The 17,520-nt window shown below is 67.2% G+C and carries 18 protein-coding genes; 15 read left to right on the top strand and 3 right to left on the bottom strand.

The features are described 5' to 3' along the window. Nucleotides 1-12: 12 nt before the first annotated feature. The 3 genes from ACWEJX_RS03895 to ACWEJX_RS03885 all read right to left on the bottom strand — a co-directional run bounded on the left by ACWEJX_RS03895 (nt 13) and on the right by ACWEJX_RS03885 (nt 2,536). Nucleotides 13-360, bottom strand: coding sequence for a hypothetical protein (locus tag ACWEJX_RS03895; protein ID WP_451605929.1), 348 nt, complete (start codon nt 358-360; stop codon nt 13-15). Nucleotides 361-394: 34 nt separating this feature from the next. Further along, on the bottom strand, nt 395-739 hold the full coding sequence (locus tag ACWEJX_RS03890) for a hypothetical protein (RefSeq protein ID WP_451605928.1): 345 nt from the start codon (nt 737-739) through the stop codon (nt 395-397). A 1,335-nt stretch (nt 740-2,074) separates the two neighbouring features. Beyond that, nucleotides 2,075-2,536, bottom strand: coding sequence for a hypothetical protein (locus ACWEJX_RS03885; RefSeq protein ID WP_451605927.1), 462 nt, complete (start codon nt 2,534-2,536; stop codon nt 2,075-2,077). A gap of 986 nt (nt 2,537-3,522) precedes the next feature. Here ACWEJX_RS03885 and ACWEJX_RS03880 point away from each other — a divergent pair. From ACWEJX_RS03880 to ACWEJX_RS03810, 15 genes are all read left to right on the top strand, one after another. Then, a complete protein-coding gene (locus ACWEJX_RS03880) occupies nt 3,523-3,765 on the top strand; it encodes a hypothetical protein (protein WP_451605926.1) in 243 nt (80 codons plus the stop codon). A gap of 40 nt (nt 3,766-3,805) precedes the next feature. Beyond that, a complete protein-coding gene (locus ACWEJX_RS03875; RefSeq protein ID WP_451605925.1) occupies nt 3,806-4,237 on the top strand; it encodes a phage terminase small subunit in 432 nt (143 codons plus the stop codon). A gap of 20 nt (nt 4,238-4,257) precedes the next feature. After that, on the top strand, nt 4,258-5,904 hold the full coding sequence (locus ACWEJX_RS03870) for a terminase (RefSeq protein ID WP_451605924.1): 1,647 nt from the start codon (nt 4,258-4,260) through the stop codon (nt 5,902-5,904). Nucleotides 5,905-5,937: 33 nt separating this feature from the next. Continuing rightward, complete coding sequence (locus ACWEJX_RS03865) at nt 5,938-7,398, top strand: phage portal protein (RefSeq protein ID WP_451605923.1); 1,461 nt, start codon at nt 5,938-5,940, stop codon at nt 7,396-7,398. Continuing rightward, nucleotides 7,395-8,534: a VG15 protein gene (locus tag ACWEJX_RS03860; RefSeq protein WP_451605922.1), complete on the top strand. Its 1,140-nt coding sequence runs from the start codon at nt 7,395-7,397 to the stop codon at nt 8,532-8,534. The genes ACWEJX_RS03865 and ACWEJX_RS03860 overlap by 4 nt, the downstream gene beginning before the upstream one ends. Nucleotides 8,535-8,536: 2 nt before the next feature. Further along, the gene (locus ACWEJX_RS03855) at nt 8,537-9,055 is read left to right on the top strand and encodes a hypothetical protein (RefSeq protein ID WP_451605921.1); all 519 of its coding nucleotides are present in this window, start codon (nt 8,537-8,539) and stop codon (nt 9,053-9,055) included. 80 nt (nt 9,056-9,135) lie between these two features. Beyond that, entirely contained in the window at nt 9,136-10,191 is a 1,056-nt protein-coding gene (locus ACWEJX_RS03850) for a hypothetical protein (RefSeq protein ID WP_451605920.1), read from the top strand. A 79-nt stretch (nt 10,192-10,270) separates the two neighbouring features. Beyond that, the gene (locus ACWEJX_RS03845) at nt 10,271-10,726 is read left to right on the top strand and encodes a hypothetical protein (RefSeq protein ID WP_451605919.1); all 456 of its coding nucleotides are present in this window, start codon (nt 10,271-10,273) and stop codon (nt 10,724-10,726) included. Continuing rightward, nucleotides 10,723-11,061, top strand: a complete 339-nt coding sequence (locus tag ACWEJX_RS03840) for a phage head-tail adapter protein (RefSeq protein ID WP_451605918.1) — start codon at nt 10,723-10,725, stop codon at nt 11,059-11,061. The genes ACWEJX_RS03845 and ACWEJX_RS03840 overlap by 4 nt, the downstream gene beginning before the upstream one ends. Then, nucleotides 11,058-11,549: a hypothetical protein gene (locus tag ACWEJX_RS03835; RefSeq protein ID WP_451605917.1), complete on the top strand. Its 492-nt coding sequence runs from the start codon at nt 11,058-11,060 to the stop codon at nt 11,547-11,549. Before ACWEJX_RS03840 ends, ACWEJX_RS03835 begins: the two co-directional genes overlap by 4 nt. Then, on the top strand, nt 11,524-12,021 hold the full coding sequence (locus tag ACWEJX_RS03830) for a hypothetical protein (protein WP_362534924.1): 498 nt from the start codon (nt 11,524-11,526) through the stop codon (nt 12,019-12,021). Before ACWEJX_RS03835 ends, ACWEJX_RS03830 begins: the two co-directional genes overlap by 26 nt. An 81-nt stretch (nt 12,022-12,102) precedes the next feature. Then, the gene (locus tag ACWEJX_RS03825) at nt 12,103-12,843 is read left to right on the top strand and encodes a phage tail tube protein (protein ID WP_451605916.1); all 741 of its coding nucleotides are present in this window, start codon (nt 12,103-12,105) and stop codon (nt 12,841-12,843) included. 126 nt (nt 12,844-12,969) lie between these two features. Then, the gene (locus tag ACWEJX_RS03820) at nt 12,970-13,299 is read left to right on the top strand and encodes a phage tail assembly protein (RefSeq protein WP_451605915.1); all 330 of its coding nucleotides are present in this window, start codon (nt 12,970-12,972) and stop codon (nt 13,297-13,299) included. Between the two features lie 155 nt (nt 13,300-13,454). Continuing rightward, on the top strand, nt 13,455-13,694 hold the full coding sequence (locus tag ACWEJX_RS03815) for a hypothetical protein (RefSeq protein WP_451605914.1): 240 nt from the start codon (nt 13,455-13,457) through the stop codon (nt 13,692-13,694). A gap of 4 nt (nt 13,695-13,698) precedes the next feature. Continuing rightward, nucleotides 13,699-17,517 (top strand): hypothetical protein, encoded by a 3,819-nt coding sequence (locus tag ACWEJX_RS03810; RefSeq protein WP_451605913.1) that lies wholly within the window; start codon nt 13,699-13,701, stop codon nt 17,515-17,517. Nucleotides 17,518-17,520: the final 3 nt, after the last annotated feature.

Below are 17,520 nucleotides of genomic sequence, written 5' to 3'. Positions count from 1 at the left end.
CATGGCCGACGCCTACTTCTTGCGGGCCCCAACCGACGACCACCAGTCGCACTGATCGGAGTCGCACGTGACCGTGCGATACCGCCCGTCACAGTCCCACTCCCAGGTCGTGGGGCGGGCGATGCAGCCGAAGCACAGGGTCTCGTCGTACTCCACGTAAGAGGCTTTGTGCTTGACCTCCAGGCGCACGTCGTGGCCCTTCTCCCGCTCCTGGCGGATGGCACGGATGGCACGGGCGGCCACCGACCGGCGGGCACCCAGCTCCGTGATGGAGGGCTCGGCCTCACCGAAGAAGTAGAAGCGGAGCTCGTACCGGTGCTCGATCCTGGGCACGGGGTGGGGCACGAACGGGTTACGCATGATCTCCCTCTTTTCGTTGTACGTCTATCACATGTCAGCCGAGCGAGCGGCGCAGTTCGCGGTGCAGGCGCACCAATGCGGCCTCATGCTCCGCGATGAGTCGCCGAAGCTCGCCGGCGTCGCGGCGGACGCGTGGCTTGCGCGGCTCGATGGCCTCACGTTCCTGGTTAAGGCGGATGCGCGACCACCGGTCGCCCTTGTTCAGCCAGGCGTACAGCTCGCCCCGCTTGACGTACGCCATGCCGCCAAGCGACTGGATCTCGGGGAAGTCCTCATGGCGCTTATGCCAGTTCGTGACGCAGGCGCGGGTGACTCCCACTTCGCGAGCAACATCGGCCAGGCACAGGTAGTCCGTGGCCTTGTCGAGCGATACGGGCACGATCCTCCTTCGGTCGCGGCGGCGAAAGACCCTTGTCTCTCTATCACACCTAGGGCTAGGTCAACCGGCCGATCGGCCGGGACCTGGTACCCCCTCACGCCATGACGCGCGGGCCACACCCTTACGGGCAGACCGGGGGCTGCATGGAATCCTCTCGACTCCCGCCCCGACCCATGCGGGCCGGGGCGCTGCGGGTTTTACTGGGCGAAGTTCACCAGTCGCCTCACCGGAGCGTTCAATACTGGCTGCTCACGGCTTGGACTGGCGGGCTCCGACCCTCCCCTTATCCGGCGGGGCCAGTCTCTCTGGCCCGCTTTCCGGCGGTCGGTCTGGACAGGTTCCCCATCCCGTCCGGCAGGCGGTCGAAGCCCCGGCACTCACGGTCGACGCACGACTACCGGCAACCCACGGCGGACACCCGCCCTAGGTCTCGCCCACCCCACAAGGGGGCAGGCAGCCAGGTCGTGCAACGGTGGGCTAGCTCCGACCCTTACGGGCCGGTCCCACTCTCGGAGGCTGTACCTCTACAGGTGATCACGGAACGCTCACCGCCCCATGGTGGGGACGACTGGCACTTTGAGCTAGGGAAGGGTGCCCTCCCCACGGCGCTCGCCGCACTTCCTTGGCCTATGACCGAATCCTCTTACTCGCCCCACACCTTGCGGCTGCGACATCCCTTGCGGGGGCCGGGGTGAGCGACATGCAGTGCTCGTGTGCGCCGACCCAGGGGGCCTTGCGCTTTCGTCAGACTATCACACTCTGACTTTGAGTTAGTCCCCGTTGGGTCCGGTCGACTCACGCTCTCTTTGCGTGGCCGCCCCGGTCATCCCTGGGGACTTGGCTAGACCTTAGTCGAGTCTGGCCGGGTGTGCAAGTGAGACCAACGTTATCCGCGCTACCGGTTCCCGGCGGGTGGTGCGTTGCGCTGGGCGCTCCCTGTGGGGGTCTCCGTGTCGCCGTAGTGCCTGGCGACGGGTCAGAGTTTGTCACACCAACACACCGAGCACCAAACGTGCAGGTCAGCGGCGGTCTGAGCGGCTCTCTCGCGCCCGTTCGCGGGGTCTCTGGGTAGGTGGCCCGGGCCCGGTCCGATCGGCCGTGACGCGGTCGCGTGCGGCCTGCCCTGACTGCGCGGCGCGGCGTGCGTGACGGGCGCGCGAGAGTAGCAGAGGTCGAGGGCGCGGGTAGGGGGTGGGGGCATGACCCCTTCGGCGCGCGGCTCCCGATCGCCTCGTGATAGCAGCCAAGATCGCGCCACGGTTTCAGGGTCGATCAGGAGGTCCTTACCGAGCCGCTACCTGGGAAAACGTCCACCTCCCGGCGCAAGGAATCACCTCACTCCTGGTCCGGGACTTCGCCACCCTGGGGTGACAGTCGAAGCTCACGCTCGATCTCGCCTTCGCGAGGAATCGTCCCGAGGTCTTCCGCCAGGAAGAGCGCGTCAAGCGCTTCAACCACCTCGGTGACGTCCGCCTCCCTGCCCGACAGCAGCACCGTCGCCTCGCCGCTGAACGATCCCACCGTCGGCAGATCACGCCTCTCAGCCGTATCGAAGGCTTGAGACCACCACTTGCGCGGCGACACTTCGGAAACCCACTCACCCGCCGGCTTCCAGTCCTTAGGTCCTTCGAATCGTGGCGTATTCCATCCTGGCGCCTTGAAGCCCCCGACCGTCCCACGGCCCCCTGTCGGCCGTGGAAAGATCGCAGCCAGCGCGTCGAGGACGGCCTTGACAGCCTCGTCCGCCCCAGAGGCCCGGACGGTCACTTGTCCCTCGGGGAGTGCGTTTCCTGCCATGGGTTCGCCTCACGACTCGATGCCGCCACCCCTACAGGGACTCATGCCTTCTCCATGGTCGCAACGCGTCAGCCCCACAGGCGGAGACACGGGCGGCTACGCCGCCCCCAGCCTGTCGGTCGGTACTGCTCAGTGCGCCCGGTAGGGCGCTCCGCGGCTCCGCCGCTTCGCTACTTCACCGCCGTCAAGTCCAGCTCTGGACCGCCGCCGCGAGGCGGCGCAGTCGCCTGCCTGGCCAGCGCGTAAGTGTGACAGGGGTCACGAGAGGTAGTCCGCAAACGGACCAAGATCGTTTGCATCCCTATATATGTAAGAGGTTAGACGGCAAGACGAACTTGCAGGCTGGAGGCCCTGTCGGGCCTCGCCAGTCGCTTCCGACTGACGTAGTTCGGGCTTGGCAGTCAGGGCGCGAAGCGCCCACTGAACACAGCCACGTACTTCTACAGACTGCCCCTCGGGTCGACAGCTTCGAGCAGCTGCCTCTTCAGGCAGGACGTCGTCGAGGGGATCAGCTTCCACGACCAGGAGGTGATCGTGCCTCAGTGGCGTAACTCAGACCGGCGGAGCCGGCTCCCAGCAGACTGGGAACGGATCAGAGGCCGAGTCCTTCGGCGCGACGGACATCGCTGCGCAGCGCGCGATCAGTACGGCGTGCGGTGCGACGAGCTGGCCACGGACGTGGACCACATCATCGCTGGTGACGATCATCGAGAAGCCAACCTTCGAGCGCTCTGCGGATGGCATCACCAGCGGAAGTCATCACGCGAAGGGGCCGAGGCCAGCGCGCGTAAGCGCCAGCAGATCGGTAAGCGGTTCCGGCGCGACGAGGCCCACCCGGGCCTCCTGTAAGACCTGGCAGCTCCGAGTTCCTCCCCCTACTCGTTGAGCGCCAGCCGGCACCCCAGGGCCTCCTCTCCCCTGGCGCGGTGCCTCGCCCCTCGGCTCATTACCCCGAGGGGCTCGACTTCATCGGAAGGAAGTACCGCGTGACCATCTGGTCCTGGCTGTGGGTTGGATGGCTCGCGGCCTTTTGTGCGATCGAGGGCAGGGCCCTCTTCAACAAGACCGAGGGCGACACCCTCTCTGAGCACGTATGGAAGTGGTTCGGGACGGCCCAGATCGCGAAGGCGGCGGGCCAGCCGACCGGCTGGGTCCGGCTGCGCCGCTTCGCGCTGCTCGCGTTCATGGCCTGGCTGTCCGTGCACTTCCTGACGGGCGGCATGGTGTGACAGGACGCCCTCGGCATCCTGCGCTGAAAGGAGGTGGCCGGTGGGCGCTCGTGGCCCCGTTCCGAACCGTGAAGAAGACCTCGCGCGCCCCCGGTCGCGTAAGGGCGCCGATCAGCAGTCGGTGACCAGGGGCGAGATGAAGCCGGTCAAGATCCCGAACGCGGATCGCGACTGGCACCCGATCGCGCGTCGGCTGTGGGACTCGTTGAAGTCCTCTGGGCAGGCGGACTTCTACCAAAACTCCGACTGGGCGTTCGCGTACTCGCTGTGCGAAGACCTCTCCCACTACAAGAAGTCGGGCAAGAGGTCGGGGCAGATGCTCCAGACGATCTACTCCGCCTTCGAGCGACTCCTGGTTGCCGAGGGAGATAGGCGCCGCGTGCGCATCGAACTTCAGGAACCCGAGCCGGAGGAGACGCCGGCCGCGGTCCTGGCCATCGCCGACTACAAGAAGGATCTCGGGGTGGACTGACCTTTCCTGGGGGGTGCGCCATGGCCAAGCAGGCTGTTCTCACCCCCGAGGAGATCGACCTCCTGGAGCCCGAATTCATCGGGCCCACCTGGCAGCGCGACGCCTTCGGACGTTGGGTGCTGCCCCATAAGACTCTCGGCTGGCAGATCGCCGGCTGGTGTGCGGAGTGGCTCCGCGCGGAGGACGGCGGCCCCTGGAAGTTCACCAAGGAGCAGCTCCGCTTCGTCCTCCACTGGTACGCCGTGGACGAGACCGGCCGGTTCACCGCCCGCAAGGGCGTGCTGCAGAGGATGAAGGGCTGGGGCAAGGACCCCTTGCTCGCCGTGCTCTGTCTCGTCGAGCTGTGCGGGCCGTCGCGCTTCTCTCACTGGGACGAGGTCGGCGAGCCGGTCGGCGTGGCCCACCCGCGTGCGTGGGTCCAGGTCACGGCCGTCAACCAGTCGCAGACCACGAACACGATGGCGCTGATCCCGTCGCTGATGAGCGACGAGTTCAAGGCCAAGTACAACATCAAGGACGGCGCGGTCCTGATCCGCGCCAACGGTGGCAAGTGCCGGCTCGAAGCCGTCACGTCGTCGTACCGCGCCCTCGAAGGGAAGCGGACCACGTTCGTGCTGCTCAACGAAACCCATCACTGGGTCGTTGGGAACGCCGGCCACAAGATGTACGAGACGATCGACGGTAACGCCACCAAGCAGGACAGCCGTTACCTGGCGATCACGAACGCCTACCTCCCGGGCGAGGACAGCGTTGCCGAGCGGATGCGCGAAGCCTTCGAGAAGATCCGCGAGGGCAAGGCGATCGACATCGGCTTCCTCTACGACTCGATCGAGGCGCACCCGAAGACACCGCTGACGCCCGAGGCGCTGCGGATCGTGCTGCCGAAGATCCGCGGTGACGCTGTCTGGCTGGTCGCGGAGACGATCATCCAGTCGGTTCTCGACACGACGATCTCGGCCTCGCGGTCGCGGCGTATGTGGCTGAACCAGATCGTCGCCGAGGAAGACGCCCTGTACGGGCCCGCGCAGCTCGCCGAGATCCTCCACGAGGGTGCGGTCCTGGCGCCGGGCGACGAGATCGTCATGGGCTTCGACGGCGGTAAGACGGATGACGCGACCGCCCTGGTCGCGATCCGCGTCAAGGACATGTGCGCCTTCGTCCTCGGCCTGTGGGAGAAGCCCGACGGCCCTCGCGGGGAGGGCTGGGTGGTGCCTCGGGCCGAGGTCGACTCGGCCGTTCATGACGCCTTCCGCGTGCACAACGTGCGGGCGTTCTACGCCGACGTGGCTCTCTGGGAGAGCTACATCTCTGAGTGGTCGGAGACGTACGGCGAGGGCCTGGCGGTGAAGTCGCCGGCCTCGAAGGACGCGATCGGCTGGGACATGCGCTCCTCGCTGAAGTCCTCGACGATGGCCCACGAGCGGCTGATGCGCTCGATCTTCGATCGGAAGCTTCGGTACGACGGCGACCTGGCGCTGCGCCGGCACACGCTGAACGCGCGGCGCCGGACGAACAACTACGGCATCAGCTTCGGCAAGGAGTCGCGCGAGTCGCCTCGGAAGGTCGACGCGTACGCGGCCCTGATGCTCGCGCACGAGGCGCTTTACGACCTGCGCGCCCGTGGCAAGAAGGTCCGCCCGCGCAGTGGGCGCGGCTACTTCATGTAGGTGTGATAAAGCAACAGGAAAGGTGGTGAGGGCGTGGCCGATACCAGCCCCGCAGCGCTGGCGAAGGAACTCCTCGCCATCCTCGACCGCGACGAAGCCCGACTCGAACGCATCGACCGGTACGTGCACGGCGAGCACGATGATCCGTACATGCCGCCCCAGGCTGACGACGAGTACAAGCTGCTCGCGAAGCGGGCGGTGTCCAACTGGATGCCGTTGCTCATCGGCACGCCAGCTCAGGCCCTGTACGTGGACGGCTTCCGTCCCAGTTCGGACAGCTCCGACCTGCCGGCCGCGCCGACCAGCGGCACTGTGGAGTGGTCGCACTGGCAGCGCTCGCGTCTCGACGCGCGCCAGGCCGCGATCTACCGGGGTGCCCTGGCGTACGGCCATAGCTTCGTCCTGACGGAGAAGACCAAGAAGGGTGTCATCTCCAAGGGTCTGTCCGCGAAGCGGACAGCAGCCCTGTACGAGGACCCCGCGAACGATGAGACGCCCTACGTGGCGTTGACCGTCGTGTCCTGGGCGAAGCCTGATGTGCCGGGCAAGGCCCGCATGTGGGACGCCAAGCGCGAGTACGCGGTGACGTTCAAGTCGCTGACCGACCCGGACGGCATCCGGGTGCAGGCCGGCAAGCCGCACGGCGCGAGCGAGTGTCCGGTCACCCGGTTCGCCGCCTCCGTCGACCTGGAGGGGCGCACGGTCGGCGTCGTCGAGCCGATGATCCCGCTCCAAAACCGCATCAACCAAACGATCTTCGATCTGCTCGTCGCCCAGACCTACGCCTCGGTGAAGGTCCGCACGGTCACCGGCATGGCGCCGCCCATGCAGACCGAGCCGGTCGTCGAGGGTGGCGAGGTCGTCGGCGCGAAGGTGAAGCTCGACGAGAACGGCAACCCCGTTCCTGCTGCGGTCTTCCACAACGCGCGCCGCTTCCTGTTCGCCGAGGACCCCGACGTCAAGTTCGGCAGTCTGGACGAAACCCCGCTCGGGGGCTTCATCGAGTCGATCGACATGTCGATCCGGCACTGGGCCGCGATCTCGCAGACCCCTCCCCACATGATGTTGGGGCAGATCGCCAACTTGTCAGCAGAGGCCCTCCTCGCCGCGGAGGTGGCCCTGGCCCGCAAGATCGCCGAATTCCGCAACGGGTTCGGCGAATCGTGGGAGAGGGTCTTCCGTTTGGCCGGCGAGCTGGAGGGCAACGCCTCCGCCGCCGACGACTTCAGCGGTGAGGTGCAGTGGCGGGACATGGAGTCGCGCTCGCTCGCGCAGGCTGCTGACGCCCTGGGCAAGCTGGCCGAGCAGCTCGGTATTCCGAAGCGCGGCCTGTGGAAGCGCGTCCCGGGTGTGACCCAGCAGGAGTACGAAGACTGGCTGGACATGGCCGAGGACGACGACTCCGTGGGCCAGCTCGCCAACGCGCTGACGCGGGCGACCCCGTCCGTAGCATCCATACCGGCGACGCCTGAAGTCGAGGCGGTTGCCGCGTGACGAGTCCAGCCCGGCAGGCTGAGGCTGATAGCGCATCCGTCGCCTTCCAGACGGCGCTGACCCAGATCGGGGCCGGCACCGTCGAGGAGGCACTGAAGTTGTGGCAGTCGGTCCCCGTTACCGCGAGGGCCGCCACCTCCACGGCTTGGCTGCGTCGCGCCATCACGCTGGTGATGACCCGGCGCCGCATGAGCCGGGACCTTGCCCGCGCCTACTACCGCCTGGCCCGCGCGTTGCGGACCGGGACCACGGTTGCTGACCCGTACCACCCAGAGCCCACCTACGTGACTCTGGACGTTCTGCGGCGAGAGTTCGCCGCGCTGGTCGGAGATGTCGAAGGCGGCTCCCTGGAGGAGCGGTCCGACTCGGCATCCTCCGCTCTTATCACCTCCTCGCCGGCCGCGAGCGGCGAGTCCGTGGAAGCCGGCGAGGAGGGCCAGGGCGACTCGACCCAGGAGGTCGACGACGACCCGGGCGATCAGATCCTGGTCGAGGAGCTGCCTGGCCTGCGTGAGGACGAGGAGCGGATCGAGCGCGAGGCGGAGGACGAGGCGAGGTTGATCCTCGATCTCCTCGGCCCGGCGAACCTGGAGCGCAAGACCTCAAGCCTCGACGAGAACGAGTCCGCGAAGGACGTCGACAAGGCCCGCGAGGAAGCCCACCGACAGGCGGGTGCCAGGCAGGCCGCGGCGGCTGCGCGCATCGCCAACAACGGTGGCCGGTCAACGGTTTGGAACCACATGGCCACGGACCGTCGCGTCATCGGCTACATAAGACTTTCGCGCACCGGCACTCCTTGCGGGTGGTGCGCGATGCTCATCTCTCGCGGTGCTGTCTACCGGTCCCAGAAGAAGGCCGGCCCGTCCCTCACTGACCTGGAGTCCGGCGACTACGCGGACGGCGACAAGTTCCACGACAACTGCAACTGCTTCGCCGAGCCGATCTTCTCGCGCGAGCAGTACGGAAGCTCGGACCTCTACGAGCTGAACCGCCGGTATGAGGCGCTGTGGCCCAAGGTCACGAAGGGCCTCTCCGGTAAGGCGGCCGTGTCCGCCTGGCGCCGGTTCATCCGGCAAGAACAGAAGGCCGCAGCCCAGGAGGCGCGGCAGACATCCCCCAGCGTCCAGGAGGCGTGAGCGTGCCCGAGCAGGAAACCCCCAGCACCGAGACCGAGCAGACCGTCGAGACGCCCCCGGAGGGCGAGGCCCCCAAGGGTGACGAGGCGGAGCAGAAGCCGGACGAGAAGCTGGCCGACGACTTGGTCCCGGCCGACGTGCTGCGCAAGAAGCTGACCGAGGCGAACGCCGAGGCGGCCAACTACCGCACGAAGCTCCGTGACGTGCAGGCCAAGCTCGACTCGGCCAAGACCGTTGAGGAGTTCGAGGCGGCCACGGCCGAGCTGAAGGCGCAGGTCGAGACCCTGGAGCGGCAGCTCCTGCTCAACAGCGTGGCAGCTAAGTACGAGCTGCCCGAGGCCCTGGCAAAGCGCCTGGATGGCGCGACGGCCGAGGAGCTGGAGGCGGACGCGAAGGAGCTTCAGAAGCTCATCGCCCCGCCGGCCCCCGAGTCCCTCGGTGGAGGTCTGACACCGCCTGACGGCAACGACGACTTCGACCCGGTCAAGGCCGCTCGTGCCGCGCGCAGGCGCGGTTACTGAGCACCTCCTTTCCTCTGGCCAAGGTGTGTTAGTGAGACACGCCGAGCCTCCCCCTCCCTTATCGACAGGAGAACCATCCCGTGGCCTACACGCCGCACGACGTCATCAAGCCGGAGAAGCTCGCCGCGACCGCAGCGGTCGCTCTCGAAGAGTCCCTCGTCGTCCCCGCCGTCTTCCAGCGCGAGGGCGTCGACCAGTTCAAGGGCGCCAAGGGCGACGCCATCAACGTCAAGGTGGAAGGGGTCCTCCCCTTCCGTACGTACGGGTGGCGGAACGACCGGTCGACTGAGATCCAGTTCGACACATACGCCGAGAAGACCGTCCAGGTCACCTTCGGCGGCGACATCTACTCCGCCGTCCAGCTCACCGACGAGCAGGAGGCGTTCGACCTCAACGGCTGGGCCAAGCTGATGGCCAAGCAGACCGAGGCGGTCGGCAAGGGCCTGGAGTACCAGGCCGTCGACTACCTGCTCGACGCCCCGTACGAGATCACGCTGGCCGGCGCCAAGTCCGGCCGTGACCTGCGCGGCACTCTGATCCGCGCCCGCGAGGTCATGAACAAGCTCCGGGTGCCGGCCGAGCAGCGGACCCTTCTGGTCGGTTCCGGCTGGGAGACCGCGCTGCTCTCGGACGACAAGCTGAACCTCGCCTCGAACGTGGGCGATGCCGAGGCCGTCTCCGCGCTGAAGGAGGCCACCATCGGCCGACGCTTCGGCTTCAACATCGTCGTCTCGAACGAGCTGCCCGCGGACTTCGCCGTCGCGATGGTCGGCTCCGCGTTCATCTTCGCGACCGGCGCCCCGTCCGTCCCGCAGTCCGTCCCGTTCGGTGCTGCCGCGTCTTACAACGGCGTGGCGCTGCGCTGGATTCGCGACTACGACGCGACCCGCATGACGGACCGCTCGATCGTGAACACCTACAAGGGCTTCCGCCTCGTCGAGGACACCCTGATCGGCCGCGACGCCAACACCCGCCAGGCGTTTGTTTCCGAGTACCAGCACTTCGTCCGCGCGATCAAGCTCGACCTCGACGCGACCGACGACGTTCTGCCGGACCCGGACGGCCCGGACGCGAAGCAGAAGGAGCTGGCTGCGATCACCGGCATCGCCGGCCCCGCTGACGGCGCGTCCGTCTGATCGAGCCCACTGAGCCAGGGCCGGGTGTGATAAACGTCCACACTCGGCCCTGTCTCGCCCCGACGACCAAGGAGACACCGTGGCCTACGCCAGCCTTGACGACCTGAAGGGGCGACTCGACTGGACGCTGGACGCCGACGAGGAGCGCATCGCGACGTCGGCCCTTGAGGACGCCTCGAACCTCGCCGCCCACTACGGCCGCGACTGGCCCGACCTGTCCGTTCCCCGCATGGTGCGCACCCTCGTGCTGAAGGCGTGCAAGCGGTACATGTCCAACCCGGACGGCTACACGCAGTCCCGCGCGGGCGACGAGACCCTCGGCTGGAACGACGCCGCAGGCGAGAACGCCGGCACCGTCTACTTCACCGACGAGGAGACCCGCCTCCTCGCCTCCCTGGCCGGCCGCTCGACCGGCCTCTACACCGCAGGCGTCACCGCCTGGCAGAGCATCGTCCGGCCCGTCTCGGCCGGCCTTGTCCCCGCCTCCCACGGCAAGGACGTCCCCCTGTTCGCCGACGAACAGGAGCCCTGGTGAGCAGTCTTCAGCGCAGGCGCGGCGTACCGGCCAAGGTCTGGAAGACCGTCGAGCACATCGACAGCCGGGGCAACAAGATGCTCGTGGCCGACCCTGCGGGCCCGATCAAAGTCCGCTGCGCGCTCATCCCGCAGCGCTCGGCCCGCGCCGAGGTCCCCGGCCAACAGCAGATCAACATCACCCGCATGATCGTCGATGCCCACATACCCGACGTGACCTTGTGGTCGCGGGTCGAAGTGCTCGGCACCCAGTGGGACATCGTCACGCCCCCGGCCTACCACCACGGCACCCGCAAGACGCGGCACTGGTCGATCGACATCCGGGAACGCCCGTGAGCATCGACTGGGAGCAGGCTGTCAAGGGCAAGAAGCTCGAACAGTTCCTCGCCATGCTGGACGGCGTCCAAGGCGCGGTCGAAGAGAGCCAGTTCGTCATCCGCGTACGCGCGGAAGAGAACCTCGCGGCACTGCGCTCAGGCAGGGACACCAAGGACGACGTCAAGGGCGCGGAGATCAAGACCGATCGCGGCCGGATCGACCGGTACGTGATCTTGGAGGACGTCTCCTCCAGCAGCCAGGGCGGCAACGTGAACTCGGCCCTGTCCATCGAGTTGGGCCGCAACGCCTACGACGTGACCCTCCTGTCCCCGGACAACGAGACCGTCAACGAATACACGGTCGGCGCCAAGGGCGGCTCGTACATCCTCACCGACGCCGCGCGACTGCCACGCCGGAACAAGGGCGGGGCCAAGGTCAAGCGCCACGTCAAGATCCGCATGAAGAAGGGGGGTCGAGTCCGTGGCCGGCCTTCCCGCGGAGATTAAGGCCCTGGCCGAGCTGTCCCCCGTCGAGGATCTCCTCCTCGCCGTGCTCCGGGACGGCCTGCCAGGCATCAAGGTCCAGTCGCTTATCGAGCGCGACCAGCAGTTCCCCTTCGTCCTCGTCCGCCGCGACCCGTCCTTCGGTCTGTGGGCGGGCGATACCCGATTCACCGACTCCGCCCGCGTAGTCGTGCAGACCTTCTGCGAGGACCCGGACGGAGACGCGGACGCGGCGATCCTCGCCGAAGCGGTCCGCGTAGTCCTGCGCGAAGCGTGGCTGAACCAGAAGGTCTATCCCGGTCGCGGCCACATCACCCGCGTGGACCTCGCCTCCGCCCCTCGGCGGGCTACCGACTGGGCGACGGCGAGCGGGCCCGTTCAGTACGCCGACCTGCCCACAGGTGTGTGGCGCTACGAGACGCAGTACGACGTCGAGATCCGCAAGCCACGCACCCGCCCGTTCCCCCTCCCTTAACCGCTACCCCGCACGCACCAGGCCCCGGCCGCGCACAGCGCACCGGGGCTTCTTCGCGTGCGCGAGTAAGGAGTCCCCTCAGTGGCACTGAACGACGCCGCAACCCTCGTCATCGGCTCGGGCAACTACCTGACCGCCCCCGTCGGCACTGAGATGCCGGCCGACCTCCTGACCCCGCTCTCCCCGTGGGAGGCCGTGGGCCACACCAGCCTGGAGGAGATCTTCTCGATCACCTCCGAGGGCGGCGAGGCGACCACCATCGGATCGCTTCAGAACAAGAGCCTCCGCACGAAGTACAGCGCGCGGACCGAGTCCATGACTTTCACGCTCCAGCAGTTCGACGTCGAGGGTCTGAAGCTCTACTACGGCTCGAACGCGCCGGTCCTGCCGGACGGCTCCGTCGGCGTCCCGACCGACCCGGTACCGACCACCGCGGCCTTCCTCGCCGTGTTCGTGGACGGCGAGAACGTGTTCGCCTTCTACGCCCCCAAGGCCGAGATCTACCGAGGCGATGACCTGTCCTTCGGCGACACCGAGTCCCTCGCCGGCCTCCCGCTCAGCGTGAAGCCGATGCCGCACGGTGCGAACGCCTGGTCGTACGCGATCACCCCGCTCGGCACCGTCACCGCAACCGGCGCCACCGCCGGCACCCCGGGCTCCTTCACCCCGGTCGGCGCCTCCACCCCGGTCAGCCTCGCCGGCATGACTGGCGTGACCGCATCCCCGGTTACCGCCTGGACCACCGGTCAGCACGTCGTCCTTGGCGACGCCTCGAAGGCGCACTGGGACGGCGACTCGTGGGAGCCCGGCCAGGCCGCCTGATCCTGCACTCCCCCAGCGCGTGAGCGGTGCGGACCTCCTCACGCGCTGGGGCCTCCCTTGCGGAGGCTCCCCCTTCACGGTCCGCCCCCTTCCTCTCCCCCCTTACCCCTTGGAGGTCCGCACCCCATGGCCACTTTCTCCCTCGACGACATCCGCGCCGCCGCCGACGCGAAGTACGGCTCCACCAACATCCAGCTCGACGAGAAGACCACCGTCGTCCTGCGTAACCCGCTGCGCCTGGCCAAGGCCGAGCGCGACGAGCTGGCGTCCCTCCAGGACAGCCTCGACGGCGACGACAGCAAGGACCAGGCCGACGTCCTGGCGGACGCGATCCGCCTGGTCGCGAAGGACAAGAAGCTTGCCGAGAAGATGATCGAGCAGGTCAGCGGCGACCTCGCCCTCCTGGCCCAGATCTTCGAGACGTACAGCGCGGGCACTCAGGCGGGGGAAGCCTGAGCCTCGCGCACCTGATCGACGAGTACGGCGAGGGCCTGTACCCCGACCTCCTCTTCCACTACGGCATCGACCTAGCGGACGTGGTGGCCGGGCGCGGGCCCTCGCCGGCCCTCGTCCACCTCTTGGTGCGGAGGCTCCCCGACACCTCTCTGACCATGGCCCTCGCGTCGGGCGGCAGGGAGCACTTCGGATGGGGCGCCGACAGGCACATGACCGCCGACCTCTTCGACGCGCTCAACCAGAACACGCGGGCGACAGGCCAGTGGGGAAAGAGGGGGGCTCCGAAATTCCCGGAGTACCCGCGCCCAAAGGCAAAGAAGGAGTCGCACAAGGGCGAGAAGAAGCGCCGCCTCTCTGTGGCGGAGATCTACAAGCAGCTCACTGCCCGGAGGTAAGCCCATGTCAGACGCGCAGATCGTTGGCCGCGTAGCGGTCAAGATCCTGCCCGACACGAGCAAGTTCAAGGAAGAGGCCAACGCCGAACTCAAGCGCGCCGAGCGCGGCTTGGAAGTCAAGGCCAAGGTCGTCCTCGACGGCGACGCGATCAACGCTCAGGCCGAGAAGATCCACACCCAGGCACAGCAGGCCCTCAAGGACATCAACCTGAAGGTCAACCTCGACAACGAGGCGGACCTGCGCGCCGGCATCGCCCGCATCCAGTCCGAGCTGAACCGGCTCGGTGCCGTCGACATCAACATCGACCTCAACGAGGGCGATCTGAACGCCGGCCTCGACATGCTGCGCGAGCGGCTGGCCGAGGTGCAGTCGATCAAGCTGCGCATCGACGAGTCGAGTCAGTCGTCGATCAAGTCGGCCATCGACCGGATCGACGCCGAGCTGTCCAAGCTCCGCGAGGTCGAGATCGACGTCCATGTCGACGAGGCCGAGCTGCTCGCCGTGCGCGAGTCACTCGCCAACGACCTGCGCCTGGACCTGACCGTCGACTTCGATGACGACGCCTCGCTGAAGGCGGCCCTCGCCAAGATCAACGGCGAGCTGGCCAAGCTGGCGGAGGTCAACCTCTCCGTCGGCATGGACGAGGAGTCGCTGCGCAAGGCCCGCGAGGAGATCCAGAAGCGGCTCGACCTGCGCGCCGAAGTCGCCCTGAACTGGGACATGGCCGAGGCTCAGGCCACCGCCGATCGAGTCAAGGCCATGCTCGACGACATCACGGTCAGGCCCAAGCTCGACAGTGGCGAGGTCGCCAAGCTCAAGAGGCAGCTCGAAGCAGCTTTCTTCCAGATGGAGGAGCTGAAGGCGAAGATCACGCCCGAGCTGGACGCCGTAGCCAGGCGGAAGGTCGAGCGGGAGATCGACGATCTCCAGGACAAGATCGACGGCCTTAAGGCGGAGATCGAGCCCGAAACGTCGAAGGGCGCAGTGGCCGGAGTGGTCGCGGCTATGGCTCGGCTGACACGCGACCGCGTGGTCAACGTCTTCCCCAAGGTGGCGCTCTCGGCGTACGCAACGGCTGCCGCGATGCTGAAGTCGCTCTCAGGTGCCGGCCTGATCGGCGAGACCTTCGAGAAGCTCGGCAACGTCCTGAAGGACCTCGACAAGAAGGTGCCGATCGTCGGCACGCTGGCTTCCGCCATCGCCGGCCTGTCCGCGTGGGCCATCGCGGGCGCGAGCAACCTCTTCGCACTGTCCGCGTCGCTGGCGCAGATCGGCGCAACATCGCTGGCCCTGCCCGGAATCCTCGGCGGCATGGCGATCGGCGTCGGCGCTACCATCGCCGCCTTCAAGGACTTCAACAAGGTTCTCCCGCAGGTCAAGGGCCAGCTCTCACAGCTCCAGGACTTGATCAGTAAGAACTTCTGGGCCGAGGCCAAGACACCGATCCGCGAGCTGATCGACACCCTGCTCCCTGAGCTGACGTCCGGCTTCGCGAAGACGAGCACGCAGCTCGGCCAGTTCTTCGGCGGCTTCGCCGACTCGCTCAAGTCCTCGCTCGCGCCCGCGCTGGGCGGCATGTTCGACGACCTCTCCAAGTCGATCGATATCGCCACGACGGGCACCGGGGCCTTCGCCAACATCATCAAGGTGCTGGGCGAGGTCGGCGCCGGCTACCTTCCGCAGCTTGCTCAGTGGTTCGTCGACATCGCCACGAGGGCGTCGAACTGGCTGAACATGAAGGGCGAGGCTGGCCTCACCAAGGAGATCAACGACGGCATCGCCGCCCTGAAGGACCTCGGCGGGGTGCTGTACGAGATGTTCGGCATCTTCGCCGGCATCTCCCGGGCGGCAACCGAAGCCGGCGGCTCCACGCTGGCCATGGTCCGCAGCACACTCGCGGGCATCCACGAGGCGATCGACTCCAGCGCCGTTCAGTCCAAGATGGTCGGCCTGTTCACCGCCGCGCACGACGCCATGTCCAACATGTCGAAGGCTGGCGGCGAGGAGCTGAAGGCTTTCCTCGGCCAGTTCGTCGGGCTCCTGACGCAGATCCTCCCGCAGGTCGGCACGATCATCGGTACCGCCATCGGCGGCATCGCTGCCGCGCTGAACCAGGAGGGCGTTTTCGCCGGGGTGTATGCCCTGTTCAACGGCATCCAGGCTGGCGTGAACGGCGTCCTGCCCGTGCTCGCCCCGCTGGCTGCGGCCCTCGGCTCGGTCATGACGATCATGGGTGCGCTCGCGGCCCAGCTCGGCCCGCTCGTCGCGGCTGCGCTGACCCCGCTCACGGCGGCGTTCACCGCGCTGACTCCCTCGATTCTGCCGATCGTCGACCTGCTCGGCTCGACTCTGACGGGCATCTTCCAGCAGCTCCAGCCGGTGATCGCCGCGCTCGTGCCGATCATCGCCGATGCGCTCGGCATGGCCTTCCAGGCGTTGAGCGTGATCCTTCCGGTCGTGTCCGAGGCGTTTGGTCAGATCCTCACGGCGGTCACCCCGCTGATCGAGGGGCTCATCTCGGGCCTGGCTCCGATCCTTCCGGTCGTCGCCGAGTTCCTGGCCGGGATCGTCACTGCGGCCATGCCGCTGGTCAACATCCTGATCCAGATCCTCACGGCCGCGATCCTGCCGCTGATCCCAGTGATCCAGAACGTCGCCGAGACGATGCTGCCCCTGCTCAAGGACGCGTTCGACCGCCTGGTCCAGGCGCTCATGCCGTTCCTCGAAGCGATCAAGCAGGTGATCGACTTCCTGATGCCGATCCTCGCACCGATCATCCAGTTCATCGCCGAGCTGCTGGTCGGAACGCTGGTGGCTGCGATCAACGGCGTCGCCCTGGTCCTCGAAGGTTTCGTCGAGATCTTCAAGGGCGTCTGGCAGATGATCAAGGCGTTCTTCGAGATCTGGATCGGCCTGTTCAAGGGCATCTTCACTGGCAACTGGGACGACCTGTGGAAGGCGTTCGAGAATCTCTGGAACGGTCTGTGGACCTTCCTCAAGGGCCTGTGGGACGTCATCCTCGGCGCACTGATCACGTGGCTTTCGGTCGGCGTCCTCGGCGCTGCAAAGAAGGGCCTGACCGCGATCGGTGAGGGCTTCGAGGCCGGCTGGAAGGCCGTGCAGAAGTTCGGCTCGGACGCGTGGAAGTCGATCAGCGAAGGATTCACCTCCTTCTTCTCCGGTCTGGGGACGAAGGCGATGGACGGCCTGCGCGCGATCGGCCGGTTCTTCTCCAACGGCTGGGACGACGCGGTTCGGACCACGAAGGACGCGTTCACACGACTCGTGTCGACCGTGACCGAGTGGCTCGGCAAGGCCGTGTCCGAAGTCGGGAAGCTGCCCGGCAAGGCCAAGGACGCCCTCAAGAGCATCGGCTCGACACTGAAGGACGCCGGTATCCAGTTGATCAAGGGCTTCATCTCGGGCATCACCGGCATGTTCGGTGACGTCAAGGACGCCCTCGGCAGCCTGACCGACAAGCTGACGAGCTGGAAGGGCCCGGAGTCTCTCGACCGCGTCCTCCTGGTGAACGCCGGCCAGCTCGTGATCAACGGCTTCATCAAGGGCCTGGAGTCCCGCTACGGCGCGGTGAAGCGATCGCTCCAGGGCCTGACCCAGGACGTCGCCAACACCGCGTTCGACGCCCCGGAGATCAAGGCGTTCGGCACGTCTCGCAGCGTCACGGCTGCCGTTACCTCGGCCCTAGCCGGCCGTGACGGTGGCAGCACGAAGATCCTCAACTACTACGCAGCACCCGGTTCCTCTCTCGGCTCCGAAGAGGATCTGTTCGCCGCTGCCAACCGAGCACGGATGGGATGGTGATCC

The sequence above is a fragment of the Streptomyces sp. NPDC004788 genome (assembly GCF_053601115.1).
This window is presented reverse-complemented; position numbering and strand designations above follow the sequence as displayed.